We start from the raw sequence: 24820 nt of genomic DNA on the forward strand, positions 1-24820 counted from the left end.
GACGACTGACCCCGCCCGTGGCCCTCAGCGGGGGCGACGCCGCGGGCGGCTGATCCAGGCCAGATAGGCGCTGCCGCCGGTCAGGGCGGCGCCGCCGGCGGCCACCACCGGCCCGGCGAAGCGGCCGAGCCGGTCCTTGTACGCCACGAGCACGTTCGTGCCGCCGGTGATCATCGCGGCCACCACCATGGCGGCCACCACCCGGTCGCCCGTCCGCTCGAGGCGCGTCACGAGCGGCTCGAGCTCGCTCGCGCGGACGGTGACGTCGATCCCGCCGTCGTCGATGCGTTCCATCACCTTGCGGGCGTACTCCGGCAGGTCGATGCCGAGCTCGGCCGCCGCGATCGTGGCCCGGCCGATCCGGCCCGCCACCCGCCGGGGGTCGAGGTGCTCCCCCACGAGGCGCAGGGCGAACGGGTCGAGCACGCGGGTGTAGTCGAAGCCGGGGTGCAGGCGGCGGCCGATGCCGTCCACGATGATCAGCATCCGCAGCAGCTGCACGAGCTCGGGCGGCAGGGACAGCCGGTGGCGCCGCACCAGGGCGAAGATCTCCGAGATCAGCTGCGCCACGCGGATGTCCTCGAGCTCGCGCCCCTCGAGGCGGCCGACGATCCGGGCCACCTCCAGCCGGAGCCGACGGCGGTCCACCGGGCCGCGCGGCGGGGCGATGTCCAGCAGGGCCCGCACCAGCCCGTCGGTGTCCTGCCGGGCCAGCGCCATGGCCAGGCCCGCGAACCGGCGCCGGAGGGACGGGGAGATCCGCCCCACGGAGCCGAAGTCGATGAACCCGACGGTCCCGTCCGGCTCGATGAACAGGTTGCCCGGGTGCGGGTCCGCATGGAACACGCCGTGCTCGAACACCATGGCCAGCAGCACGTCGGCGGCCCGGTACGCCAGCTCCTCCCGGTCGATGCCGGCGGCGTCGAGTCCGGCCAGGTCGTCCACGCGCAGCCCGGAGAGCTCCTGCATGGTCAGCACGCGCGAGGTGGTCAGGTCCCACTCGATCCACGGGAACCGCACGCCCGGGGTGTCCCGGAAGCCGGCGGCGATCTCCTCGCAGGCCCGCGCCTCCACCACGTAGTCGAGCTCGGCGCGCAGCGAGCGGTCGAACTCGTCCACCATGGCCGGCACGTCCAGGTCGGCGAAGGTCCGTGAGGCCCGCGACCACGTGGCCGCCAGCGTCCGCAGGATCTCCAGGTCCGCCTGGACCTGCTCCACCACACCGGGCTTGCGGACCTTCACGACGACGGCGCGCCCGTCATGCAGGCGCGCGCGGTGGGCCTGACCGATGGAGGCGGTGGCCAGGGGCGCCCGGTCGAACCAGGCGAACAGGGTGTCGACGTCGGCGCCGAGGTCCTCCTCGACCGTCCGGGCGACGGCCTCGAAGGGCACCGCCGACGTGCTGTCCGTGAGGCGGGCGAACGCCGCGCAGTAGGCCTCGGGGAACACGTCCGGGCGCGCCGAGATCAGCTGCCCGAGCTTCACGAAGGTGACGCCCAGCTCCTCGAACGTGCGCACGAACAGCTCGGGGCGGGCCTCGGCGTCGATGCCCAGGTGCGGCTCCCCCTCCTCGAGGGGCAGCCACCGGGAGAGCCCGGCCTGCACGGCCGTGGCCATGAGGCCGTTGCGGGCCATGACGTGGGCGATCTCGCGGTAGCGCTGCAGGTGGAGGGCCATGACGCCCACGCTACCGACCGCGCGGAGGGACGGGCCCCGCCGCTCAGTCCGCGTACCGGAGCATGCCCGGCCGGACCCGCGCGTCGGCCCCGATCCGCATCCCGTCCGCGAGCGCGCCCGCCGCCCGCAGCTCCCGCAGCCTCGCCAGCACCCGGTCCCGCACGTCCCACGGGCTGAGGGTGTTGACGTTGATCTTGGTGGCGCCCTCGAAGCCGGCGAGCGTGGAGACGCGCCACTTGAGCATCACACGCCACGGCATCGGGTCCGCGACGCCGGGCGGGCGGGTGTGCCACTCCTCGTTGGAGGGGACGTCCGGGCCGGTGGCCGCGTGGGCGGCATGCAGCAGGTCGGAGACGGCGCGCAGCTCGGCCGCGGACTGCCGCCACGGCTGCCCCACCGGGCTCGTGGAGTAGACCTCGACCGTCGGGTACCGGTGGCCGAAGCCGGCGAACATCACGGCGTGCTCGTTCTCGGCGATCACGAGGTCGTGCGCCACAGCCACGTCCAGCGCGGCGTGGTTGAACACCTGCGGGTCCTCGCGCAGCCGGTCCAGGACGGCGGCGTTCTGCGCGCCGACCTCGTCGATGGCCACGAGCTGCTTGTGCAGGTGGTCGAAGGAGGCACCGGCGGGCTTGAGCCAGTTCTGGAACACGGAGACGTACCGCACGGCGGGCGTGGTCGCGTAGAGGTCCCGCATCGCGTCGGCGGTGAGGGCCAGGAAGGCGTGGTGCTCGTCCGGGGTGAGGGTGCCCGAGGAGGCCAGCTGGTGGTCGTCCACGGCGTCGTAGACGAAGTGCCGCCGGGCGATCACCACGTCGTGCGTGCCGCCGAAGAATGCGGCCGACGCCGCGATCAGCTCCGCCTCGGACATCGCCGCCGCCTCCTCGGCGGAGCGGCCGGAGGCGCGCAGCTTCGCGGCGACGACGGCGCGCACGTGGGCGCGGCCGGCCTCGGTGGCCAGGTACTCGTCACGGCGGCGGCGCGCGTCCGGGGGGAGTTCGTAGCCGTGGTTGAGACGCCAGTAGTCGTAGCTGAGGATCTCGAAGAGGTTGGGGACCCGGCGGAAGGCCGGGGTCGTCTCCCCGAGCCGCTCCGCGGCCGGATGCCGCAGGATCTGCCAAGCCGGGGCGCCGTCGTCGGCCCTCGTGGAGACGATGCGTGACTTCTCCGGCGGCGTCTCCAGCAGGCGGTGCTCGCAGAAGGCACAGTGCCGACCCTGCTGGGCGGGGTCGAGCGGCTGCGGGGCGGGCCGGACGAGGCCGAGCGGGCGGTGGCCGCGGCCGGGCACGGTCCAGACCTCGGTGCCGGTGAAGGGGTTGCGCTGCTTGACGGTGCCGTCCGGCAGTCGGGTGAGGGGCTCGCTCACAGACGGGTGCACGAGGCCAGGATACGAGGCGGTGCCGACCCGGTGTGCCGAGCCCTGTTCGCCGTCGTCGATCACGCAGGGCGGGCCCCGTGACCTCCGGCGTGATCATCCCCACGGCCACCCGTGACGCGGGTACGCTGATCGCTGTTCCACGTCACAGCGCTCTCGCTCGACTCGTCTCACCCGCACGGAGGCCTCACCCATGTCGTCCCGCATCCACCACCCCGGCCTCCGGTCGAAGGTGATGTCCGCCGCGGAGGCGGCGGCGTTCATCCAGCACGGCACCACCGTGGGCATGAGCGGGTTCACGGGGTCCGGCTACCCGAAGGCTGTGCCGATGGCGCTGGCCGAGCGGGCGAAGGCGCTGCACGCGCGCGGCGAGGAGTTCCGCATCAACCTCCACACGGGGGCGTCCACCTCCGCGGAGATGGACGGCGCGCTGGCCGAGGCGGACGCCGTCGCGCTGCGCACCCCGTTCCAGTCGGACCCGACGATGCGCGCCAAGATCAACGCTGGCGCGATCGAGTACATCGACACGCACCTGTCCCACCTGGCGCAGGCCGTGTGGAACGGCTTCTACGGGCCCATGACCACGGCGGTGATCGAGGTGTCCGGGATCCGCGAGGACGGCCGTCTCGTCCCCAGCTCCTCCGTGGGCAACAACAAGTCCTGGATCGACCTGGCGGATCAGGTGATCCTCGAGGTCAACTCGTGGCAGAGCGAGGACCTCGAGGGTCTGCATGACGTCTACTACGGCACCGCGCTGCCCCCGCACCGCTCGCCGATCATGCTCACCCACCCCGCAGACCGCATCGGTGAGACGTACCTGCGGTGCGATCCGGCCAAGGTGGTGGCCGTCGTCGAGACCCACGCCCCGGACCGCAACTCCCCGTTCAAGCCCGCCGACGCGGACTCGATCGCGATCGCCCAGCACCTCGTGGAGTTCTTCGAGCACGAGGTGGCCCAGGGCCGGTACGACGAGCGGCTGCTGCCGCTGCAGTCGGGCGTGGGCAACATCGCGAACGCGGTGATGTCCGAGCTCGTGAAGTCCCGGTTCACGGGCCTGTCCGCGTTCACCGAGGTGGTGCAGGACGGCATGCTCGACGCCCTGGACTCCGGCACCCTGGCGACCGCGTCCGCGACCGCGTTCTCCCTGTCCACCGAGGCCGCCGAACGGTTCAACGACAACGCCGCGAAGTATCGGGACAAGCTGATCCTGCGCACCCAGGAGATCTCCAACCACCCCGAGCTCGTGCGCCGGCTCGGCATCCTCGCCATGAACGGCATGCTCGAGGCCGACCTGTACGGCAACGTGAACTCCACGCACCTGATGGGCACGAAGATGATGAACGGTCTCGGCGGCTCCGGCGACTTCGCCCGCAACGCGTTCACCTCGTTCTTCCTCACCCCGTCCACGGCCAAGGGCGGGGACATCTCCTGCATCGTGCCGATGGTCTCGCACGTGGACCACACCGAGCACGACGTGCACGTGGTGGTCACCGAGCAGGGGCTGGCCGACCTGCGCGGCCTCTCCCCCAAGCAGCGCGCCCGCACGATCATCGACACGTGCGCGCACCCGGACTACAGGGAGCAGCTGCGGGACTACTTCGACCGCGCGATGCGCGGGTCGGACGGCCTGCACACCCCGCACCTGTTGGGCGAGGCCCTGTCCTGGCACCAGCGCTTCCTCGAGACCGGGACGATGCGTCAAGGCTGACGGCCCGCCGGACCGGACACCTGCGGGACACCTGCGACGGGGCACCCTACAGTGGGCCGCGCCTCGCGGCAGGGTGAGATCACGCCGGCTCCGGGCACGTGCCCGGAGCCGGCCCAGGCCCGCGGGGCCGGCGACGGCGTCAGCCGCGCCCGCCCTGCTCCCGCTCGGGGATTCCCGCGGCCCACAGGGCGGCCGCGATGAGGGCGGGCTGGCCGAACAGCCGCGCCAGGCGGCGACCGTCCGTGTCCAGCCCGAAGCCGTCCTTGCGCTCGGCGTACTGCCCGATGTTCCCGGGGTAGATCGCGGTGTAGAAGGCCGCCAGGGCGGTGCCGGTCAGGCGGCGCTGCCCGGGGAGCGCCAGCAGAGCGGCCCCGAGGCCGATCTCGGCCACGCCGGATCCGAGCACCACGAGGTCCGCCGGGAGCGGGACCCACGAGGGCACCTGGGCGCGGAACTCACGGCGCGCCACGGTGAGGTGGGACAGCCCCGCGGCGGTCATGAACCCGCCGAGGCCGAGGCGGGCGGCGGTCTGGGAGAGGGGGGCGGACTGCCGGCGCTTCGTCATCACGCCTCCCCGAGCTCGAGGACGACGTCGATGTTGCCCCGGGTGGCGTTCGAATAGGGGCACACCTGATGCGCCTGCTCCATGAGGGCGCGGGCCTGGTCCGCGGGGACGTTGGGCAGCACGACCTCGAGGGTGACCTCCAGGCCGAAGCCCTCACCCTGGCGGCCGATGCCCACGCGCGCGCCGACGGAGGAGTCGGTGATGTCGGCACGGGAGGCCCGGGCGACCATCTGCAGGGCCGAGTGAAAGCACGCGGCGTAGCCGGCGGCGAACAGCTGCTCGGGGTTGGTGCCCTGGCCGGAGCCGCCCATCTCGGTGGGCACCGCGAGGTCGAGGTCGACCCGCCCGTCGGTGGTGCGGACATGGCCGTCGCGGCCGGCGCCGGTGCTGAGCGCCTCGGCGGTGTAGATGGTCTCCATGAGAGGTCCTTTCATCCGCCCGCCCCGTGCGGGACGAGTCGGCTCCAGCCTGCCACCCGGTTAGGTCGCGCGCAACCAAGTCGCTCCCCAGCGACCACTAGAATCGCTCCCATGGATGCCGCGCCGACCCCCAGCCTCGCCCTCGAGGACCAGCTCTGCTTCGCCCTGCACCGGGCGGCGCGCGCCGTCACGCGCGGCTACGGCCCCCTGCTCTCCCGCCTCGGCCTCACCTACCCGCAGTACCTCGTGATGCTCACCCTGTGGCAGGTGGAGAGTGACGCCTCGGCTGAGACGGAGGCGTCGACGTCGGACGCCGCCGGCGCGCTGGGGGTCGGCGCGCTGCGGGACCGGCTCGGCATGGACAACGGGACGATCACACCCCTGGTGCGGCGCCTGGCCGGCATGGGGCTCGTCACGCGGGAGCGCGACGTCCACGACGAGCGACGCGTGCTGGTCCGGCTGACGGACGAGGGACGAGCGCTGCGGGCGTCCGCCCGGACGGTCCCGGTGGACGCCCTCACCCGGATCCCCCTCGACACCACCGAGCGCCAGGTCCTCATGGACCTGCTGAACCGGATCACCGAGGCCGCCGGGCCGCGCTGAAACGGCGGGAGCGGCCCGCGCGGAGCGCGGGTCAGCGCACCCGGTCCAGGATCGCCCGGGCGACGGCGTCCGCCTCGCGCTCGGGCAGCCAGTGGTCCGCGTCGAGCGCCACGAACCGGTACTCCCCCGCCACCTGCCCCGCCGTGAGCTCGGCGGCCCGCGGCCCCAGGGCCGCGTCCCGGGTGCCCCACACATACGTGGTGGGGACCGACACGGGCGCGCTGCTCGTGGTGGTCACCAGATCCGGGTTCGCCCGATACCAGTTCACCGGGCCGCGCAGGCTCTGCGGGGTGGAGAACCGGCGGGCGTAGTGCTCCGCCCCGGGGACCTGCCCCCGCTGCAGCAGGGAGCCCAGCCGTCGCGAGAGGATCCGTTCGGGGAGGGCCGGTGCCTGGAAGGCGGCGATGTACCAGCTGCGGCGCAGCTGGTCCGGGCCGCGCAGGGCGCGGGCCAGGGCGGCCGGGTGCGGCGTGGACAGGACGGTCAGGGACGCGACGCGCTCGGGGTGGGCGGCGGCCAGCGCCCAGGCGACGGCGCCGCCCCAGTCATGGCCGACGACGTGGACGCGCCGCGCCCCCGCCGCGTCCGCCAGCGCGACGGCGTCCCCCACGAGCGCCGGGAGGCGGTAGGCCGCCGTCGCCCGCGGCGCGGCCCCCGGGGAGTAGCCGCGCTGGTCCGGCGCGAGGGTGCGCAGCCCCGCGGCGTGCAGCAGCGGCTCGACGTGCCTCCAGGACGTGGCGTCCTGCGGGAAGCCGTGCAGCAGCAGGACCACCTCCCCCTCGGCCGGCCCGCCGTCGCGGACATCGAAGGTCAGGCCCTGATGCCGGAAGGTGTCCATGCCGCCCCCGAGTGCGCCGTCGCTCGTCACAGCCGGACGACCATCTTCCCCGTGTTGGCGCCCTCGAGCAGGTCGATGAACGCCTGGGGCGCGTTCTCCAGACCCTCCCGGACGGTCTCGTCCCACTGGATCTTTCCGTCGGCGACCCACGGGCCCACGCGCTCGAGGAACTCGGGACGGACCTGCGCCGCGTACTTCTGCAGGACGAAGCCGCGCAGGGTCAGGCACTTGCCGATCGCCAGGGCGAGGTTGCGCGGGGCCGCCGGCGGCTCCGTCGAGTTGTACTGGGCGATCGCACCGCACATCGCCACGCGGCCGTCGACCCGCAGCGCGGCGATGGCGGCCTCGAGGTGGTCGCCGCCCACGTTGTCGAAGTAGACGTCGATCCCCTCCGGCGCGGCCTCGGCCAGCAGGTCCGTGGGCGAGCCGTCGTGGTAGTCGAACGCGGCGTCGAAGCCCAGCTCCTTCACCCACGCCACCTTCTCGGGCGTGCCGGCCGAGCCGACGACGCGCGAGGCGCCCAGGAGGCGGGCGATCTGGCCGGCGACCGAGCCGACGGCCCCCGCGGCGCCCGAGATGAAGACGGCGTCGCCCTCCTGCATCTCGGCCACGTGCACGAGGCCGGTGTAGGCGGTCAGACCCGTCATGCCCAGCACGCCCAGGTAGGTGCTGTCCGAGAACTGGGAGGTGTCCACGGCCTGGACGGTGTCGCCGTCGAGGACGGCGTGCTCGCGCCAGCCGAGGCCGTGGAGCACGGACGTGCCCTCCGGCACGTCCGCGTGGCGCGAGGCGATCACGGTGCCCACCGCGCCGCCGTCGAGGGGGGCGTCGAGCTGGAACGGAGGCACATAGGACTCGACGTCGTTCATGCGGCCGCGCATGTACGGGTCCACGGACATCACGGTGTTGCGCACGAGGACCTGGCCCTCGGTGAGCTCGGGGAGCTCGACCTCGGTGAGGCGGAAGTTCTCCGGCGTCGGGGCGCCGTGGGGGCGGGAGGCGAGGTGGATCTCGCGCGTGCGGGTGGGGGTGCTCATGGTGGTCTCCTCGGGGTCGGGGCGGCGGGCTCGGTGGAGGATCAGCGCGCGAGCAGGTCCAGGAGGCGGCGGGCGGCGTCGGCGGAGGAGGCCGGGTTCTGGCCGGTCACCAGGGTGCCGTCCGTGACCACGAAGCTCTCCCCGTCCGGGCCCTTGCGGTAGTCCGCGCCGGCGGCGATCAGCGAGTCCTCGACGAGGAACGGGACGACGTCCGTCAGCTGGGCGGCCTCCTCCTCGCCGTTGGTGAACCCGGTGACCTGACGGCCGCGCACGAACGGGGTGCCGTCGGCGGCGGTGATCGGGTGCAGGATCCCGGGCGCGTGGCAGACGAGGCCGAGCGGGCGCCCGGCCGCGTCGCTGTCGAGGATGATCCGCGTGGAGTCGGCGTCGGACACCAGGTCCCACAGCGGGCCGTGACCACCCGGGTAGAAGACGGCGTCGAACCCGTCCACGTCCACCTGGGCCAGGGGCGTGGTGTGGGCCAGGGCGGCCTTGGCCTCCTCGTCCTGGTCGAACCGGCGGGTGGCCTCGGTCTGCATCTCCGGCTGCGAGCTCGTCGGGTCGATGGGCGGCTGGCCGCCGCGGGGCGAGGCGAGGGTGACCTCGTGGCCGGCGTCCGTGAAGACGTAGTAGGGCGAGGCGAACTCCTCGAGCCAGAACCCGGTCTTGCGGCCGGTGTCGCCCAGCTGGTCGTGCGAGGTGAGGATCATCAGGATGCGGGACATGTCTGGGGGCCTTTCGTCGGTGGGGACTGCACTCTCATGGTCGTACGCAACCGAATCTCGGGCAAGGGTGACGGTGCCCACCGGCCTCACGCCGCGGCCGCCGCGCCCAGGACATCAGCGCTCCGTCACCCGCCCGTCCTGGACCTGCCAGCGGCGGTCGGTGCGGACGGTGTCCAGCATGCGGCGGTCGTGGGTGACGAGCAGCAGGGCGCCCTCATAGGTCTCCAAGGCCTGTTCGAGCTGCTCGATGGCCTCCAGGTCCAGGTGGTTGGTGGGCTCGTCGAGCACCAGGACGTTCACCCCGCGGGCCTGGAGCAGGGCCAGGGATGCCCGGGTGCGCTCGCCGGGCGAGAGCTCGTCCACAGGGCGGTTCACGTGGTCGGCCCTGAGGCCGAACTTGGCCAGCAGGGTGCGCACCTCCCCGGAGGCCATCTCGGGCACGAGCGCCTCGACGGCCGCGGCGAGCGGGACGGTCCCGACCAGCAGCGAGCGCGCCTGGTCGATCTCCCCGATCTGCACGCTGGACCCCAGGGCGGCCATGCCCTCGTCCGGGGCCTGGCGGCCCAGCAGCCCGCGCAGCAGGGTGGACTTGCCGGCCCCGTTGGGCCCGGTGATGCCGATCCGCTCCCCCGCGTTCACCTGGAGGGACACCGGGCCGAGCGTGAAGCCGCCCTGCCGGAACACGGCGTCGTTGAGGGTGGCGACCACCGAGCTGGAGCGCGGCGCCGCACCGATGGTGAACTCCAGCCTCCACTCCTTGCGCGGCTCCTCCACCTCCTCCAGGCGCGCGATGCGGCTCTCCATCTGCCGGACCTTCTGGGCCTGCTTCTCGCTCGACTCACTGTTGGCCTTGCGGCGCAGCTTGTCGTTGTCCGGGGACTTCTTCATCGCGTTGCGCACGCCCTGGCTGGACCACTCCCGCTGGGTGCGGGCGCGGGAGACGAGGTCCTGCTTCTGCTCGGCGAACTCCTCGTACCTCTCCCGGGCCTGGCGGCGCAGGGTGGCCCGCTCCTCGAGGTAGGCCTCGTAGCCGCCGCCGTAGACGCGGTTGGTGCGCTGGGCGAGGTCGAGCTCCAGGACGCGGGTGACGCAGCGGGCCAGGAACTCGCGGTCGTGGCTCACCAGCACGACGCCGCCGCGCAGCTCCTGCACGAAGGCCTCCAGGCGGGTCAGGCCGTCGAGGTCCAGGTCGTTGGTGGGCTCGTCCAGGAGCACGACGTCGAAGCGGGAGAGCAGCAGCGCGGCGAGGCCGACGCGGGCGGCCTGCCCACCGGAGAGGGAGGTCATGAGGACCTGTTCCGGGGAGGCGGAGAGGTCCAGGCCGAGGTCGGCGAGGACGGCGGGGATGCGCTCCTCCAGGTCCGCGGCGCCGGAGGTCAGCCAGCGGGTGAGGGCGGTGTTGTAGCGGTCCGCGGCGGCGTCGGTGACGTCCGGGTCCGCCAGGGCCTCGGCGGCCTCGTCCATCTCGCGGGTGGCCTCGGCGCAGCCGGTGCGGCGGGCGATGTACCCGGCCACCGTCTCCCCCGGCACGCGCTCGTGCTCCTGCGGGAGCCAGCCGACGAAGGCGTCGGCCGGGGCCAGGCTGACCGTGCCGGCCTGCGGGGCCAGGTCCCCGCCGAGGATGCGCAGCAGCGTGGACTTGCCCGCGCCGTTGGCCCCCACGACGCCGACGACGTCCCCCGGCGCGACGGTGAGGTCGAGCGCGTCGAACAGCGTGCGATGGCCGTGGCCGCCGGCCAGGCCGGAGGCGACGAGGGTGGCGGTCATGCTTCTCCTGGCTCGAGTGCGCTTCCCTGGGGCGGGTCACCGCCACACTGTCACAGATCCCCCGGGGCACCGCCCCCGGGCACCGACTCCCAGACCTGCGGCGCGTTTCCTTCCTTGCCCTGACATGGGAAGAGTCATAGCGTCGCCAGGGTCAGGTGCGCGGCTCCGCGCGGCGCACACGGCGCTCCAGAGAGAAGGCAGAGCACTGATGACTGAACCGGTGAAGTACACGCCCGACATCGAGCATTCGGTCGACCGCGAGGAGGACCTGACCCGCGAGATCCTGGCCCAGATGGGCGCGTCACAGCGCCGCGCGGCGGGAGAGCACAAGCACGCCCACCGCGATGCCCACGCCAAGAGCCACGCCGTCCTCAAGGCCACGCTGGAGGTCCATGAGGGCCTGGCTCCCGAGTTGGCGCAGGGCATCTTCGCCCGTCCGGGCACCTACGAGGCGGTGGCGCGGCTCTCCTCCGCACCCGGGGACATCCACACCGACCGCACTCCCGCCCCGCGGGGCTGGGCCTTGAAGGTGCTGGGGGTGGAGGGCAAGCGGCTGCTGCCGGACCTGGACAGCCACAATCAGGACTTCCTCATGGTGAACTTCCCGACGCTCGCCTTCGGCACCGTGGCCCGCTACAAGGAGATGCTGAGCCTGCTGGAGAAGAACTCCCAGTCCCCCGAGCTGCTGCAGCGCCTGACGACGGGCGCCGCGCGCGTGGTCCGGGGTGCGGTGGAGACCGTCGGGGGGACCCCCAGCGCCACCCTGGAGGGCCTGGGGCGGGACAACGCCCACGTCCTCGGCGAGACGTACTTCACCCAGGGCGCCCTGCGCTACGGGGACCACGTCGCGAAGATCTCGCTGGCCCCGGCGTCCGAGAACGTGCGCGCCCTGACCGGTCAGGACATGAAGGTGGAGGACTTCTCCTCGATCAGCGAGATCGTCGCCGACTTCTTCTCGCGTGAGAGCGCAGAGTACGTCCTGCGGGCGCAGCTGGCGACCGACCCGGAGCGCATGCCGGTGGAGGACGCCTCCGTCCTGTGGGACGAGGAGGAGGCCCCGCACCAGCCCGTCGCCACCCTGCGCATCGAGGCGCAGGAGAGCTACAGCCATCCCCGCCGCGTCTACGGCGACGACGCCCTCACCTTCAACCCCTGGAACGGCGTGGTCGAGCACCAGCCGTTGGGCTCCATCATGCGCGTCCGCAAGCGCGCCTATGAGCAGTCCACTCGCTTCCGCCACGAGTTCAACGACCGCCCGGCCCCCGAGCCGTCGTCGCTCGACGACATCCCGGACTGATCCCGGCCCCACCCCTCACCATTCACCCCAAAGGATTCTCGAAGGAGGACCTCATGACTGACCGCTCAGACCCCCGGCTCCAGGACGAGAGCCGTCTCGACGCCGTCAAACGCGCCGTCGAGGACGTCGCCCAGGACGCCCCCACGCTGGCCAAGATCGCCCTCGAGGCGATGATCCGTGAGCACAACCCGGACCTGTCCGGCACCGCCGACTCCGCCGGCCGCGTGGGGATGCGCTCGGGCAAGGTCTCGGAGCTGACCGCGATCGCCCGCCTCAAGCCGGGCGGCGCCGAACGGCTGCAGCGCATCTTCGACCTGACTCGCGGCAACATGGACGGCGCCCAGCGCGTGTCCACGCTCCACGACATGCGCTTCGTCTTCTTCGACGACAACACCCGCATCCTCTTCGCCACGGCCTACGACGGCGACTGGGACGCGTACATCAACGACTTCGCCACCAAGATCCCCGAGCTGATGGACCTCCTCTTCCAGAACGTGGAGGGGTGGCCGGGCATCGACAGCCCGACCGTGAAGGACTTCATCGCCGACCACCAGATCACCGCCTCCGGGTGGTTCGTGGCGAACCCGCAGGTCACCGTGGTGGACACGCGCCGACTGCAGCGCACCGAGGACGCGGTGAACACCTTCCTGGACCAGATGGCCGGGCGCACCGACCTGGACGAGGACACTGCGGCCGCCCTGAAGCAGCTCACCGACACGATCTCCACCCCCGAGGCGGTGGATTACTGAGATGGGCGTGCTCAAGGACCTGAAGGAACGTTTCGATCGGGAGCGGGTCGAGCTGCGCCTGGACGACATCCAGGGCCTGGTGCTGCGGTCGCGGCCTGAGCCCTACGTCGGCGCCCACGCCATGCTGACCGTGGAGGAGGCCGAAGGCGGCCGGGACTTCGTCCGTCGCCTGGCCGAGCACGTGACCTCCGCGCAGGACTGGGCCGACGACCTGCAGTCCTGGACCGGCGTGGCGATCAGCTATGCCGGCCTGCGCGCCCTGGGGCTGCCCGAGGACTCTCTGGCCAGCTTCCCGCTGCCCTACCAGCAGGGGATGGCGGCCCGCGCTCAGCAGCTCATGGACACCGGGCCGAACGCCCCGGAGCACTGGGACGAGGCGTTCACCCAGGACGCCTGCCACATCGCGCTGACGATCTACGCGGCCGACGCCGACGCCCTGGACGCGGCCCTGGACCAGGCGGAGGAGGTGCTGGAGCACTCCACCGGAGTGACCCTGGTGGCCACCCACCGGTTCGGGGTCGACGAGCTGAACAAGAACCCCTTCGGTTTCCGGGACTCCATCTCGCAGCCGACGGTGGCCGGCAGCGGGGTGCGGCCCCAGCCGGGCCAGGAGCGCTCCATCTCCGCCGGCGAGTTCATCCTGGGCGAGAACAGCGAGACCGGCTCCCCGCTGGCCGTGCCGCAGCCGGATGTGCTGGGCCGCAACGGGACCTACGTGGTGCTGCGCAAGTTCGCCAGTCGGGTGGGCGCCTTCAACGAGTACCTGGCCTCGCAGAGCCCGGACCCGGAGGAGCAGCACCGGATCGCCGCGAAGATGTTCGGCCGCTGGCGCAGCGGCGCCCCGCTCGTGCTCTCCCCGGACCACGACGACGAGGAGCTGGGCAACGACCCGCAGCGGCGCAACGACTTCACCTTCGAGGACGACCCGAAGGGCCTGATGTGCCCGCACTCCAGCCACATGCGTCGCCTCAACCCGCGGGACAGCGATCTGTCGATCATGACGGACGTGAACATCAAGCGGATCATCCGGCGCTCCTCGACCTACGGTCCCGGGTGGTCGCCGGAGGTGACCTCGGCCGACGACGCGAAGGAGGATCGCGGGATCTACTTCATCTTCATCAGCGCCCGGGCCTTCGACACGATCGAGTTCATGCAGCAGGAGTGGATCAACGGGGGCAACTTCGTCGACCTCGGCTCCGAGCGGGATCCGATCGTCGGTCTGCACGAGGACGACCCGACGCAGGGACGGTTCACCATCCCCGCCGAGCCGGCCCGCAAGCGCATCGACGGCATCACCACCTTCAACCGGATGGCCGGGGGCGAGTACCTCTTCATGCCCTCGCTCAGCGCCCTGCGGTGGATCGGTGAGGCGGGCTGGACCTCCGAGCAGTCGGACGCCGACGCGTGATGCAGCCCCCGTCCCCGGGCGGCCCCGCGGGCGCCCAGCCGTGGCAGGTGGACCTCGACTGGCTGTGGGGCACCCCGCCGGGCAACGACGGCTCCCCCGCGACCCTGCGGCTGGACGTCGTCGGCCCCGGGGCGGCCCGGGCGGCCGCCGCATGGCTGGGCTCCCTGCCCGGGGACGAGGACGGCGTGCGGGGCAGGGGCGGCTGGCGCGCCGACCCGGGCGAGCAGCCCGACGCGGACGACCACGCCGTCCTGCTGCTCACCTCGGCCGGTGAAGACGTGGCGGACGGGCTGGAGGACGCCGCCGACGACGCCCACGCGGCGCTGGCCGCCGTCGGGGGCCTCACCCTGCGGTGGACTCCCCTGCCCCGTGATCCGTCCCTCTGAGGCACGTCCACCCCGTCAGTAGGCTGGAGTGATGGCGACGGTACTTCTCGTGCGGCACGGCCGCACCACGGCCAACGCGACCGGACTGCTGGCGGGCCGCACCCCCGGGGTCAGCCTGGACGACCACGGACGGGAGCAGGCGGCCCGCACCGGGGACCGGATCGCGGCCGTGCCCGTGGCCGCGGTGGTGGCCAGTCCCCTGGAGCGGTGCGCGCAGACGGCACGCGCCCTCCTCGATCGCCAGCCGGGGACGGTGCCCTCGCTGGTCGACGACGACCTCACCGAGTGCGACTACGGCCACTGGCAGGGGCGCGCGCTCAGCGACCTGGCCACCGAGCCCCTGTGGGCGACGGTGCAGACCCAGCCGTCCGCCGTCGTCTTCCCCGGCGGGGAGTCCATGGCGGGCATGCAGGCCCGCGCGGTGGCGGCGATCCGCCGGCACGACGCCGCCGTGGAGGCCGAACACGGGTCCGGGGCGGTGTGGGTGGCGGTGAGCCACGGGGACGTCATCAAGTCGATCCTGGCCGACGCGCTCGGCACGCACCTGGATCTGTTCCAGCGGATCGAGGTGGGGCCCGCCTCCGTCTCCATCGTGAGCTACGGTCCGAGCCGCCCGCGGGTCTGGGCGATGAACACCGACGCCGGGGACCTGTCCTGGCTGGCGACCCTCCGCCCGTCCGACGACGCCCCGGTGGGCGGCGGCGCGGGCACCGGCCCCGGCGCGGTCGACGAGCAGACGCCTAGGATCGTGGCATGACTGATGCACCTGCCCCCGCCCATGAGTTCGACTGGCCGGATCGGGTCGTGATCGGGACGCTCGGGCGTCCCGGAGCCCGCACGTTCTACCTGCAGGTGCGCACCGGGCCCCGGCTGGTGAGCCTGGCGCTGGAGAAGCAGCAGTCGGCCCTGATGGCGGAGATGATCGACGAGATCCTCGACGATCTCATGGCGCTGGAGGGCAACCCGCACAGCGTCCCGGCCAGCACGCCCGTGGAACTCGTGGACAACGATCCGCTGGACCCGGTGCAGGAGTGGTTCCGGGTGGGGGCTATCGGCCTGGGCTGGGACCCCACCACCGCGCAGGTGCTCATCGACGCGCACCCCCTCTCCGACGACGACGCCGACCCGGCGCTCGAGGCGGACGCCGAGGCCGTGCGCGTGCGCATGCCCGTCGGCGCCGCCCGGGCGTTCGCCCGGCGCACCCGGGAGGTCGTGGACGCCGGGCGTCCGATCTGCTCGGACTGCGGCCAGCCCATCGACCCCGACGGCCACGACTGCACTCTCCCCGACTCCTGATGCGCGCCGCGGACGTGCCCGCCGACGAGCTGATGGCCGGGGAGCTGACGCTCACCGGCCGCATCACGACGGCGTCCAACGCCACGTTCCTCGGCGCGATCGGTGACACCCCGGTGGTCTACAAGCCGGTGGCCGGCGAGGCCCCGCTATGGGACTTCCCTGCCGGAACCTTGGCCCGCCGCGAGGTGGCCGCGCACCTGGTGTCCGAGGCGCTGGGCTGGGACATCGTGCCGCGCACCTGGCTGCGCGACGGGCCCTTCGGCGAGGGCATGGTGCAGCTCTGGCAGGAGCAGGACCCTGAGCAGGATGCTGTGGACCTGTTCCCGGCGGACGAGGTGCCGGCCGCGGGGTGGCTCACCATCCTGGAGGGCGAGGACGAGGACGGGAATCGGCTGGCCCTGGCCCATGAGGACTCGGCGGCGCTGCGCCGCATGACGGTGTTCGACGTGATCGTCAACAACGCCGACCGCAAGGGCGCCCACATCCTCGCCATGCCCGGCGGGCACCGCCACGGCGTGGACCACGGGCTCACCTTCCATGTGGCGGACAAGCTGCGGACCGTGCTGTGGGGCTGGTTGGGCGAGGTGCTGAGCGAGGAGGAGCGCGACGGCGTCGGCCGGGTTCTCGAGGGACTTGCTGGCGAGCTGGGGCGGGGGCTGGCGGGGTTGCTCAGTGCCGAGGAAGTCGACGCCCTTGCCGAACGCTGTGCCCGGTTGCTCGACGACGGGATCTTCCCTGCCCCGAGCGGGCTGACGCCGGCCGTGCCCTGGCCGCTCTTCTGACGGGCCTGAGGCGTCAGCGCGGCCGCAGGGACGGCGGGTGCACTCAGTCCACGAGCCCCGCCGCGGCACCGGCCGCGCGGTAGTCCGCGGCGAGCGAGTCCAGGGTGGCGTGAGCGTTGAGCCCGCTGGGGTTCGGCGCCACGAACAGCCGCGTGCCCGGCCACGGCGTCTGCTGCTCCCCCAGCGCGGCCTTCGGACGTCCGAACGCCTGCCGGTAGGCCGTCACCCCCAACACGGCGACGACAGCCGGCGCGTGCGCTGCCACGAGCGCGTCCAGGCGGGCGGGGGCGGCGGCGAGCTCCTCCGCGGTGAGCTCGTCGGCGCGGGCGGAGGCACGCGGGACGAGGTTGGAGATCCCGATGCCGCGGGCATGCAGCTCGGCGAGGTCCTCGGCCTTGTAGCCGTCGGAGGCGTCGATCAGGTGCCGGGTGAGCCCGGCGCGGTGCAGGGCCGGGTAGAAGCGGTTGCCGCGGCGGGCGAAGTGCGCACCGGTGGCGGCGGTCCACAGGCCGGGGTTGATGCCGATGAACAGCAGCCGCAGCGGGTCCGGCAGCAGGTCGGGGACGGTGCGGTCGCGGAACTGCTGGAGCTCGGCCTGGGTGAAGCGCATGTCAGTAGTGATACCTCACCTGGAGGACGATCAGGTCCTCGCCGTCGACGAGGTAGACGAGCCTGTGCTCCTCCGTGATGCGCCGGGACCATGCCCCGGCCGCGCCGTACTTCAGCTGCCCGGGCTTGCCGATCCCCTCGAAGGGATCACGCAGGGCGGCGTCGACGAGGGTGTTGATCCGTGTGAGGCCCTTGCGGTCCGTGGTCTGCCAGTGCATGTAGTCCTCCCAGGCGGAGCGGTCCCACACGAGGCGCACTCAGGCGTCCCCGTCCAGGCGGTCCAGTGCGTGCTCCTCAACGCTCCCTGCACGGGCGCGCTCGTAAGCGTCCAGCAGCCGGCGGGCGTTGGCCGGGGAGCGGAACAGGTAGGCGGTCTCCTGCCAGGCGGCGTACTCGTCCGCGGGCATGAGGACGGCGTTGCCCCTGCGGGAGACGATCTCCACGGCGTCGCGGTCCGCATTCACTCGCTCGATGAGCGGGAACAGGGTCTTGCGGGCTTCACTGGCACTGATGGACATGCGGGCCTCCTCGGGCGCGATGTGGCACCTGCTTATGGTACCAGTCGGTGAGGTGGAACTCAGGAGGCACCCTGCCGGATGCAGAACTTCTTGCCCTCGTGGTCCGTGGGCGCGGCGACGACGGAGACGACGGCGACGCCGGGGGCCCGGCCACGGCGTCCCCACCTGGTGTTGCATGGCGGGGTGCGGCGGGGCGTGTCAACTTGTCTGTGTAAGCGGGGTGGTCACAGGTAGGGGTTGATCCGGTCGGGGTAGGCCGCGGCGAGCTGGGCGAGGGCCTGCTTCCAGTTCGTGACGGCCTGACCTTCGACGAGCCGGCCCTGGGCTTTGCGCTGGCCGGCGGGTTTGCCCCGGTCCCGAGCGCGTTCGGCGGCGCGTTTGTCTTCGATGTTGCAGATCGCCAGCCAGAGCAGCTTCACCGCCGCCTCGGTCGAGGGGAAGTGGCCGCGGTTCTTGGTCACCTTCCGTAGCTGGAAGTTCAGCGACTCGATGCTGTTGGTCGTGTAGATGACCTTGCGGAGCATGGGTGGGAACTGCAGGAACGGGATGAACCGCTCCCAGGAGTTCGCCCAGGTCGCGGCTGCAGACGGGTACTTCGTGCCGAGCTCGGAGGCCTCGAACTCGGCCAGCGCCTTCCTCGCGGTCTCTTCGTTGGGGGCGGTGTAGATCGGCTTCAGCGCGGCGGCGACCTTCTTGCGGTCCTGGTAGGCCACGAACCGCATCGCGGCCCGGATCAGGTGAACCACGCAGGTCTGGACCATCGAGTCCGGCCACGTCGCCTCGACCGCCTCCGGCAGGCCCTTGAGCCCGTCGCAGCACACGATCAGCACGTCCTGCACGCCCCGGTTGGCGAGATCGGCGCAGACGTGGGCCCAGAACGCCGAGCCCTCGGTGTCCTGGACCCAGATCCCCAGCACGTGCTTGATGCCCTCGAGGTCCACGCCGACGGCGATGTAGGCGGCACGGTTGAGGACCTGGCTGTTCTCTCGGATCTTGATCCGGATTGCGTCGAGATAGATCACCGGATAGAACTCCTCCAGCGGCCGCGACTGCCACGCCAGGACCTCTTCGCTCACGGCGTCGGTGATGTTGGAGATCGTCTCGTGCGACAAGTCCGTGCCGATCGTGGAGGCCAGGTGGTGCTGGATGTCCCGGATCGTCATTCCGCCGGCATAGAGGCTGATGATCATGTCATCCAGGCCCCCGAGGCGCCGCTGGCCCTTGGGCACCAGGCGCGGGGTGAACGACCCGCCCCGGTCTCGCGGGACGTCCAGCTCGATCGGCCCGACCTCGGACTCCACGGTCTTCGGGGTGGTCCCGTTGCGGGAGTTGGCGTGCTTCAGCGCCTCGCTCGAGCCCTTCTCGTAGCCCAGATGGCTGGTCAGCTCGGCCTGCAGGCCCCGCTCGAGCGCGGCCTTGACCAGCGCGGGCACGAACCCGCCGTCACCGGTGAGCTCGACGCCGCCCGCGTCGATCTGCGCGAACAGGGCATCAAGCTGCCCTGAGGCTTTCAGCTGCTCGACCAGGTCCTGGCCCGAGGGCTCGCCTGGGTTCTTCTCGTCGATCATGGTCATGATTCTTACCGTTCCTCTCGGTACGGCTTACACAGACCATCTGACACGCCCGTGCGGCGCGCAGTCCGTCACCCGCGTTGCGGTCGAAGAGCGCGCCGGGCCCTGCCGCAGAAAAGCTCACTGCTCGCCGGTACGTTTCCGTCGCGCGTGGCCAGCCCCGACAGAGACGGCAGCGTGAGTCCGACCGGACGCGTGATTGCCGCGAGGAACCGCGCCCGATGAGCCGAGCGCACCTCTACGCATGGACGCCAGATCAACAGGGCTGTTCGCACCTGCGTCTTACCTCGCCCCTCACCAGGGGGACCCGATGGTTGCCAGGAAGATCGCCATGGAGATCCCTGCGAACACGAGCAGGGTCACCCCCATCCAGGGCCCCACGTGCCGACTTGTCGGTACCTGCGTTCTCCCCAGGCGGCCGACCAGGACAGCGAGGCCGATGGCTTGGACGACCCCCAGGCCCGCCAGTGACGGATCCCGGAGAAAGACGGCCAATGGCAGGAAGTGCAACGCGACCACGACTGCCACCCACCACGCCATCCAGCGCCCCTGGCCCCGCCGCGCGAGGACGAAGCAGCCGACAGCCGCGAGCAGCACCTCCAGTCCGACCACGACCCCGAACCAGGCGTACTGACCGTCGAGTGCTGACCCGTCGCTCCAGCGGGTGAAGACGGCGAAGCCGAAGATCCCGGCCACGATGAGCCCGACAGCGGAACCCGCTCCCAGCCACTCTCTGCCGGATCTCGGCGGGTCCTCCTGTCCCCATCCGAACCAGACGAAGGACATGGCGCCGAACCACGCGATCGTGAATGCATGGTCGCGGGCGAATTCGGTGAGCATCGGTGCACCTCCGTGGAGATCGACGGGTCCAGTCCGATGGACTCTATGCGGGAGCCCAGATCATTCTGAGCACCGCGACACCGGCAGACGGTGCGCTGCTGTGTGATCCACGGTTGCAGGCGGCCAATAATGTCCGAGCCTTCTGCGAATTGGAGAATGAACTTGCCACACACTTGGAAACGACGGAAAGACTCGATCAGCACTGGATGATCCGCCATGAAATCTATCGGACCGGGTATTTGGAAAAGCGGGATGTTTCCAATATTTTTGAGTTCCTTTGGTTCTACGAAGCTATTAAATTCGGGATCCGATCCACACATTGAACCGGAACTCTACTACTTTCCGTAGCCGAATAATCTTTCGCTAATAGACTCGCCTCATGAGCACTCCGCCTCCTGTCCGCGCCGCCATCTCCTTGCGAGTCAGCCAGAACAGCGAGATGGACGGCCTGGCCATCGACGATCAGCGAGGAGACTGCATCGCGGAGGCCGAGCGCCGCGGCTGGCCAGTCAAGCCTTACTCGACCTAAGGCGAGCAGTCGGCTGCCGGGCGAGGGCATCCGCGTCGTCTTCAGGCTCCGGGAACCCGAGTGGTTGCCGCCGGGCAGGGCTGCTGGGAGCTGCTGGCTGGAGCCTGCCGAGGCTTCTGGAACCCCGAAGACGCTTGCTGCGGGCGCGACGGTGCAGGCTGGGGGCGGGATGTCCGAGTTTGGGAGCGGTCGAGCGTCCCGCCCTTTCCCAGATCGGACCCTCAGCCAGTCGCCTGCACCAGCACAAGTGTTGAGGCGTCAACATCGTCACGCGTGCGGACCTCTGGCAAATGGGAGTCCTCCAGCGAGGCCAACTGCATGGCGGCCCTCGCTTGCTCCACCGCCATGCCGACTGACTGTGCGGAGGCTATGGCGGCGTAAAACTTGGCCGCGAACGTGATCGCCGCCAAGTCGGTGATTGACTCCGACATGCCAATGACCGTGGGCACCGTCTGGAGCAGATCCTCGACCCCTTCCAGACTCTCGCAGGCATTGAGGACGACGAGCCTGGGCGGCTCGTCCGTCGCGCCCAGGACGCGAGCAAGAAGTGCAAACTCGATCCCCGCCCCGTCCTGCGAACCCGCATCGTCCTCCAGCAGGAGACCCAATGCGGAGGCGTGGCCAGAGAAGTGGACGACGTGCGGACGGTGGTCGTTCAGGCCGTCGATCAGGTCCATGCCGGTAGCGGCGGGGAGGTGCTCGACGGTTACGAGATCACGCCACTTCGAGGCACGGAGCGACTGCTTGACCTGCCGCACCTCCTGGTCGACTCGAAGCCACACCCCCTGCGTCTCGACGGAGCCGTCCGGTAGTTCGATGGTCGTCTCAATGGCGTAAGGATTGGCGGTGAGGTAGAGCACGCGGAGGGGCTCCGGTTTCGGAGGCTGCACCTCCACGTAGCGAATCTGATTGGTGGAGCTACTCAGACGCGCGACCTCGCGAGCGTGGTCCTTCTCCTTCTGTCGACGGCGATCATCCTCGCGGTCCCGAGCGCGCTGCTCACTCCGCTCCTTCTGACGCCGACGATCTTCTGCACGATCGCGTTCTCGTTGCTCGGTTTCCTCGGCACTACGAAGCGAAGTACGCTTAGAGGCAATCGACTTGTTCGCGTCCGCGATCTTGCGAGACAGATCCGCCACCTTGGCGCTTGCGGTGGTCGCCTCCTTCTCCTTGCGCTCGGCGGTGGACAGTGCCATGCGACGGGTCGAGTCGCTCCTGGTGCGTCCGGCTTCGTCTCTCTTCTTGCGGGCCGCCGCTGCCGCGTCGTCCACGGTTTTCTGCGCCTTCGTCTGGTCTTTCTGGAGCCGGGAAACCTTTGTTTCCAGACTCGTGATTTCTTTCCTGAGGTGGTCAGTCCGTGACATGCCTTCTCCCTTCCATGTTCGGAGTATGTCAGGTGGAGCCGCCAATCCTCCGCAGCCCCCCCCCAGGACGCTGGATGCGCTAACCGCGTATGAGGATCAGGGTGTACGCGAAGCAGTCGCTCGCCACCCAGCCACCCCGGCGGTGGCGCTGGAGGCGATGGCTGGAGAACTGGACCGACTGCGAGACCTCCGCATCGCGCGCGCCCTGGCCGGGAACTCAGGCACGCCCTCCCGCGTCCTGGAGGCGTGGTTGACCGAAGGAACCGGGGGCTGGAAGACCCTGGCGCGAACTGCGCTCCGGGGGGGGGGGGGGGGGGGGGGGGACGCGCAGAGACCGCGGCGGGAGCGATCCTCGCAAGCGCCGAGCACCTCGGTGTGGGCATCGCGTGTGCCACCGATCGGGTGGCAGCACCAACCGCCCCTGTCTGGACGCCCTACTCGCGCACGTGCGGGAGGGGGACGAGGTCGCGGTTGCCTTGATGGATCGGCTCGCACGGTCAGTCCCCGACCTGTTGGCGCTGGTAGACGGCTTAACTGGCCGGGGGGGGTGACCGTCCGCTTTCTCAAAGAGGGGCAGACCTTCGAGCTGGGCTCCGCGTCCTCCATGAGCCGCTTCCCTCTCGGCGTACTGGGAGCGGTCGCGGAGTTCGAGCGCTCGCTGATTCGGGAGTGGCAGGCCGATGGCATCGCCCAGACGGAGGCAAAGGTGTCTATCGAGGCCCAAGCCGCAGCCTCTCTTCGATCAGGTGGAGGAGGCCCCCCAGCGGGTGGCCGCAGGCGTTCCGCTCTCGCGAGTGGCCCGCGAAGCGGGGGTGAGTCGCAGCCTTATGAGCGGCGCGATGAAGCGGCCAGGGCCCTATGCCACCCCGTCAGGAGTGGCCTGAAAGTCGGCGCCCCGGGCGGCGGGCACAAGGCGTGGCCGGGTAGACCTGCGGCCTCAGTCGTCATTCAGGTGGAGCCGCAAATTGTAAGGGCGCGGCATCGGGACGTCATTCAGCCCAATTTCGTTTCGGAGGCTCTTGCGCAGAGCGAAAATCACGGGTCCTAGCGAGCCTTCCGTGGTCTCCTCAAACTGGACCATGAACTTCGAAGCCGCATCGATCTCTTCCTTGCCGCCCAGCAGCATGATGTCTGAGAAGGCCGCTTCCAAGTCGTCCCGATGCTCTCTGGTCAGACGCTCTCGGTTAGACGCCCGGATGAGACGCCGGTAAGCGCTCAGCAGGAAGTCCACACGCTGAGTACGCCTGGCACCCAGGGCTTCGCGCTGGAGCGTCAGCCGGTGCACAAGAAGACCGCCGACGATGGCGCCGAAGGCCGCGGAGAGAAGGGGCAAGGAAACAGCCAGCCAACCTGTCACTTCTCGGCACCCGAGGTAAATTCGCTACTGAACTCCACACCATCGTCGCTATCCAAAAACGCCTTCAACTCGCGCGAAAGCGACGCGCTGGCCTCATCTTGAAGGGACTCCGTCTTGTCAAGATATCGGAGCTCCTTCAGGCGCTTCTCCACCTGAGTAAGCAGCAGTTTGCCATAAAGTACGTCATCGGTTGGGCCCGCGCTCTCGGGCCACAATTCATCGGTGCGAGGGGTGCCGCCATCCAGGTGGACCCTGTTGATCGCTCTACGCTTCTCGCGATGCTTCGCCCTAAGCTGAGGCAGCCATTCGGCAACGACATCAGAACGAACTTGGGTAGCGGTTTCCACGTCTAGATTAGTGACCTTAGCTATGTGTTCGACCGTGGCATGATATGCTTCCGTATCGCACATTTTCGGACAAAAGACCTCAATTCCTCGCTCGATAAACACCCGTGACCATTCTTCCAGTTCGTCATCGGTAAGAAAGTCCCGATCGCGATGAACGATAACGCGCGGAGAACTGACCATCATGTCAGACATCTCACGGAAGGCCTCCGCTGTATACTTGTTCCCAAGCCCATTGAATGACGCAATCTTGACTTTCTCATCATGAAAGCCCGACTCGCGCAATGCAAGTCGAAGCGCCCAAGGATCCTCGTCCTCAGTACAGATGATCACCTGACTTCGCAGATCGAGCTGGTCAAGTGCACCAAGGTCCATCAAAAGCGCGGTCAGATCCCGTCGATCATCGGTTTCGACGTCTCCATCCTTCATCCATACGACTTTGACAGCATCAGACGCGCCCGTGATCAAATGACGGCTGTGTGTACTGACAATAACTTTGCACTTCTTAACCGTCGCAATCTTCTCTAGCGCAACACCGAGCGCCTTTTGGCGCGACGGATGGAGATGGCTGTCCGGCTCATCCACCAGAAGAAGCGCCGGCTTGAACAGGAGCACGTAGGCGAAAATCTGAGTGATCTGCAAGATTCCCGTTCCCCATAGGTCCACGGGGAGATGGTCCTTAGCCGTAGTTGACTCCCCCGTCGCAAGTCGAACGTCCACGTAAAGATCCCGATCTGGGTCATAGCGAACCAGGAAAGATACCGGAGTCTTCAGTACTGACTCCAAAAGGGTCTCTAGATCTCTCAGCTCATTCCGCTCCGAGAGCAGGCGAATAATATTGCGAAAGACAAGGTTGGCGTCACCACTTGCGGCCTTGCGGAAGACGGCAGCATAACCGCTCATTTCCTCACGATGTGGCACACCCGCAAGGCCAGGAACGTAGACGCTAAATAATTTCTTGGGGTCGCTAATCACTTGACCAAAACCTGGAGAAGTACCGGAACGGTCGACGCCAACATTATTGTGATTCCGAGCCTTGTACATCTCGATCCGAAA

Annotated in this window: 27 protein-coding genes; 11 read left to right on the forward strand and 16 right to left on the reverse strand. The window is 70.0% G+C overall.

The annotated features are described in order from the left end of the window. Window positions 1–24: 24 nt before the first annotated feature. Complete coding sequence (locus tag AC3RJ9_RS07520) at window positions 25–1677, reverse strand: ABC1 kinase family protein (RefSeq protein WP_036338696.1); 1653 nt, start codon at window positions 1675–1677, stop codon at window positions 25–27. Window positions 1678–1720: 43 nt separating this feature from the next. Then, window positions 1721–3055 (reverse strand): DUF4921 family protein, encoded by a 1335-nt coding sequence (locus tag AC3RJ9_RS07525; protein ID WP_370510498.1) that lies wholly within the window; start codon window positions 3053–3055, stop codon window positions 1721–1723. Window positions 3056–3245: 190 nt separating this feature from the next. On the opposite strand from AC3RJ9_RS07525, the gene scpC reads away from it, so the two are divergent. Further along, on the forward strand, window positions 3246–4760 hold the full coding sequence (scpC, locus tag AC3RJ9_RS07530) for a succinyl-CoA:acetate CoA-transferase ScpC (RefSeq protein ID WP_134416734.1): 1515 nt from the start codon (window positions 3246–3248) through the stop codon (window positions 4758–4760). Window positions 4761–4899: 139 nt separating this feature from the next. Here the strand turns inward: scpC and AC3RJ9_RS07535 are convergent, their stop codons facing one another. After that, complete coding sequence (locus AC3RJ9_RS07535) at window positions 4900–5325, reverse strand: DoxX family protein (RefSeq protein WP_095694796.1); 426 nt, start codon at window positions 5323–5325, stop codon at window positions 4900–4902. Then, on the reverse strand, window positions 5325–5744 hold the full coding sequence (locus AC3RJ9_RS07540; RefSeq protein ID WP_002855232.1) for an organic hydroperoxide resistance protein: 420 nt from the start codon (window positions 5742–5744) through the stop codon (window positions 5325–5327). Before AC3RJ9_RS07540 ends, AC3RJ9_RS07535 begins: the two co-directional genes overlap by 1 nt. A 111-nt stretch (window positions 5745–5855) precedes the next feature. Between AC3RJ9_RS07540 and AC3RJ9_RS07545 the strand changes: the two genes are divergently transcribed. Next, entirely contained in the window at window positions 5856–6347 is a 492-nt protein-coding gene (locus AC3RJ9_RS07545) for a MarR family winged helix-turn-helix transcriptional regulator (protein ID WP_036382885.1), read from the forward strand. A gap of 31 nt (window positions 6348–6378) precedes the next feature. On the opposite strand, the gene AC3RJ9_RS07550 is transcribed toward AC3RJ9_RS07545, so the two are convergent. The 4 genes from AC3RJ9_RS07550 to AC3RJ9_RS07565 all read right to left on the reverse strand — a co-directional run bounded on the left by AC3RJ9_RS07550 (window position 6379) and on the right by AC3RJ9_RS07565 (window position 10714). Beyond that, window positions 6379–7185, reverse strand: coding sequence for an alpha/beta fold hydrolase (locus AC3RJ9_RS07550; RefSeq protein WP_237068965.1), 807 nt, complete (start codon window positions 7183–7185; stop codon window positions 6379–6381). Window positions 7186–7211: 26 nt separating this feature from the next. Next, entirely contained in the window at window positions 7212–8222 is a 1011-nt protein-coding gene (locus AC3RJ9_RS07555; RefSeq protein ID WP_141843608.1) for an NADP-dependent oxidoreductase, read from the reverse strand. Window positions 8223–8263: 41 nt separating this feature from the next. Further along, window positions 8264–8947: a type 1 glutamine amidotransferase domain-containing protein gene (locus tag AC3RJ9_RS07560; protein WP_141843606.1), complete on the reverse strand. Its 684-nt coding sequence runs from the start codon at window positions 8945–8947 to the stop codon at window positions 8264–8266. A gap of 114 nt (window positions 8948–9061) precedes the next feature. Continuing rightward, the gene (locus AC3RJ9_RS07565) at window positions 9062–10714 is read right to left on the reverse strand and encodes an ABC-F family ATP-binding cassette domain-containing protein (protein ID WP_141843604.1); all 1653 of its coding nucleotides are present in this window, start codon (window positions 10712–10714) and stop codon (window positions 9062–9064) included. 208 nt (window positions 10715–10922) lie between these two features. On the opposite strand from AC3RJ9_RS07565, the gene AC3RJ9_RS07570 reads away from it, so the two are divergent. The 7 genes from AC3RJ9_RS07570 to AC3RJ9_RS07600 are packed head-to-tail and all read left to right on the forward strand — an operon-like array spanning window position 10923 to window position 16632. After that, a complete protein-coding gene (locus tag AC3RJ9_RS07570) occupies window positions 10923–12011 on the forward strand; it encodes a catalase family protein (protein WP_181743494.1) in 1089 nt (362 codons plus the stop codon). Window positions 12012–12064: 53 nt separating this feature from the next. Next, window positions 12065–12760 (forward strand): hypothetical protein, encoded by a 696-nt coding sequence (locus AC3RJ9_RS07575; protein WP_044659971.1) that lies wholly within the window; start codon window positions 12065–12067, stop codon window positions 12758–12760. Between the two features lies 1 nt (window position 12761). Beyond that, entirely contained in the window at window positions 12762–14168 is a 1407-nt protein-coding gene (locus AC3RJ9_RS07580) for a Dyp-type peroxidase (protein WP_119217901.1), read from the forward strand. Further along, on the forward strand, window positions 14165–14554 hold the full coding sequence (locus AC3RJ9_RS07585) for a hypothetical protein (RefSeq protein ID WP_141843602.1): 390 nt from the start codon (window positions 14165–14167) through the stop codon (window positions 14552–14554). Before AC3RJ9_RS07580 ends, AC3RJ9_RS07585 begins: the two co-directional genes overlap by 4 nt. 31 nt (window positions 14555–14585) lie before the next feature. Next, window positions 14586–15311, forward strand: a complete 726-nt coding sequence (locus tag AC3RJ9_RS07590) for a histidine phosphatase family protein (protein WP_181743493.1) — start codon at window positions 14586–14588, stop codon at window positions 15309–15311. Then, window positions 15308–15850: a DUF3090 domain-containing protein gene (locus AC3RJ9_RS07595; protein WP_101967565.1), complete on the forward strand. Its 543-nt coding sequence runs from the start codon at window positions 15308–15310 to the stop codon at window positions 15848–15850. Before AC3RJ9_RS07590 ends, AC3RJ9_RS07595 begins: the two co-directional genes overlap by 4 nt. Further along, window positions 15850–16632 (forward strand): SCO1664 family protein, encoded by a 783-nt coding sequence (locus AC3RJ9_RS07600; protein WP_141843600.1) that lies wholly within the window; start codon window positions 15850–15852, stop codon window positions 16630–16632. The genes AC3RJ9_RS07595 and AC3RJ9_RS07600 overlap by 1 nt, the downstream gene beginning before the upstream one ends. 43 nt (window positions 16633–16675) lie before the next feature. Here the strand turns inward: AC3RJ9_RS07600 and AC3RJ9_RS07605 are convergent, their stop codons facing one another. The 5 genes from AC3RJ9_RS07605 to AC3RJ9_RS07625 form a co-directional block, all read right to left on the reverse strand. Then, window positions 16676–17242: a mismatch-specific DNA-glycosylase gene (locus AC3RJ9_RS07605; protein WP_141843598.1), complete on the reverse strand. Its 567-nt coding sequence runs from the start codon at window positions 17240–17242 to the stop codon at window positions 16676–16678. A gap of 1 nt (window position 17243) precedes the next feature. Next, entirely contained in the window at window positions 17244–17498 is a 255-nt protein-coding gene (locus AC3RJ9_RS07610) for a Txe/YoeB family addiction module toxin (protein WP_141843596.1), read from the reverse strand. Next, window positions 17499–17759 carry a type II toxin-antitoxin system Phd/YefM family antitoxin gene (locus AC3RJ9_RS07615; protein ID WP_141843594.1) on the reverse strand — a complete coding sequence of 87 codons (261 nt, stop codon included), beginning with the start codon at window positions 17757–17759 and terminating at the stop codon, window positions 17499–17501. Window positions 17760–17983: 224 nt separating this feature from the next. Further along, the gene (locus AC3RJ9_RS07620) at window positions 17984–19327 is read right to left on the reverse strand and encodes an IS256-like element ISMlu11 family transposase (protein ID WP_044658726.1); all 1344 of its coding nucleotides are present in this window, start codon (window positions 19325–19327) and stop codon (window positions 17984–17986) included. Window positions 19328–19624: 297 nt separating this feature from the next. Further along, a complete protein-coding gene (locus tag AC3RJ9_RS07625; protein ID WP_141844277.1) occupies window positions 19625–20170 on the reverse strand; it encodes a hypothetical protein in 546 nt (181 codons plus the stop codon). Between the two features lie 379 nt (window positions 20171–20549). Here AC3RJ9_RS07625 and AC3RJ9_RS07630 point away from each other — a divergent pair, with 379 nt between their 5' ends. Beyond that, window positions 20550–20699: a recombinase family protein gene (locus AC3RJ9_RS07630; protein ID WP_181743517.1), complete on the forward strand. Its 150-nt coding sequence runs from the start codon at window positions 20550–20552 to the stop codon at window positions 20697–20699. Window positions 20700–20920: 221 nt separating this feature from the next. Here AC3RJ9_RS07630 and AC3RJ9_RS07635 read toward each other — a convergent pair whose 3' ends face one another. Beyond that, on the reverse strand, window positions 20921–22063 hold the full coding sequence (locus AC3RJ9_RS07635; RefSeq protein WP_141844278.1) for a CHAT domain-containing protein: 1143 nt from the start codon (window positions 22061–22063) through the stop codon (window positions 20921–20923). Between the two features lie 386 nt (window positions 22064–22449). Here AC3RJ9_RS07635 and AC3RJ9_RS07640 point away from each other — a divergent pair, with 386 nt between their 5' ends. Continuing rightward, window positions 22450–22614, forward strand: coding sequence for a recombinase family protein (locus tag AC3RJ9_RS07640; protein WP_489727624.1), 165 nt, complete (start codon window positions 22450–22452; stop codon window positions 22612–22614). Window positions 22615–23000: 386 nt separating this feature from the next. Here AC3RJ9_RS07640 and AC3RJ9_RS07645 read toward each other — a convergent pair whose 3' ends face one another. Together AC3RJ9_RS07645 and AC3RJ9_RS07650 are read right to left on the reverse strand one after the other, a co-directional pair. After that, window positions 23001–23396 carry a hypothetical protein gene (locus tag AC3RJ9_RS07645; RefSeq protein WP_248086568.1) on the reverse strand — a complete coding sequence of 132 codons (396 nt, stop codon included), beginning with the start codon at window positions 23394–23396 and terminating at the stop codon, window positions 23001–23003. Between the two features lie 20 nt (window positions 23397–23416). Next, window positions 23417–24808, reverse strand: a complete 1392-nt coding sequence (locus AC3RJ9_RS07650; protein ID WP_489727625.1) for an ATP-dependent nuclease — start codon at window positions 24806–24808, stop codon at window positions 23417–23419. Window positions 24809–24820: the final 12 nt, after the last annotated feature.

Source organism: Micrococcus sp. 63XJN7_6_ISO-PGPR-S23-444 (assembly GCF_058072765.1).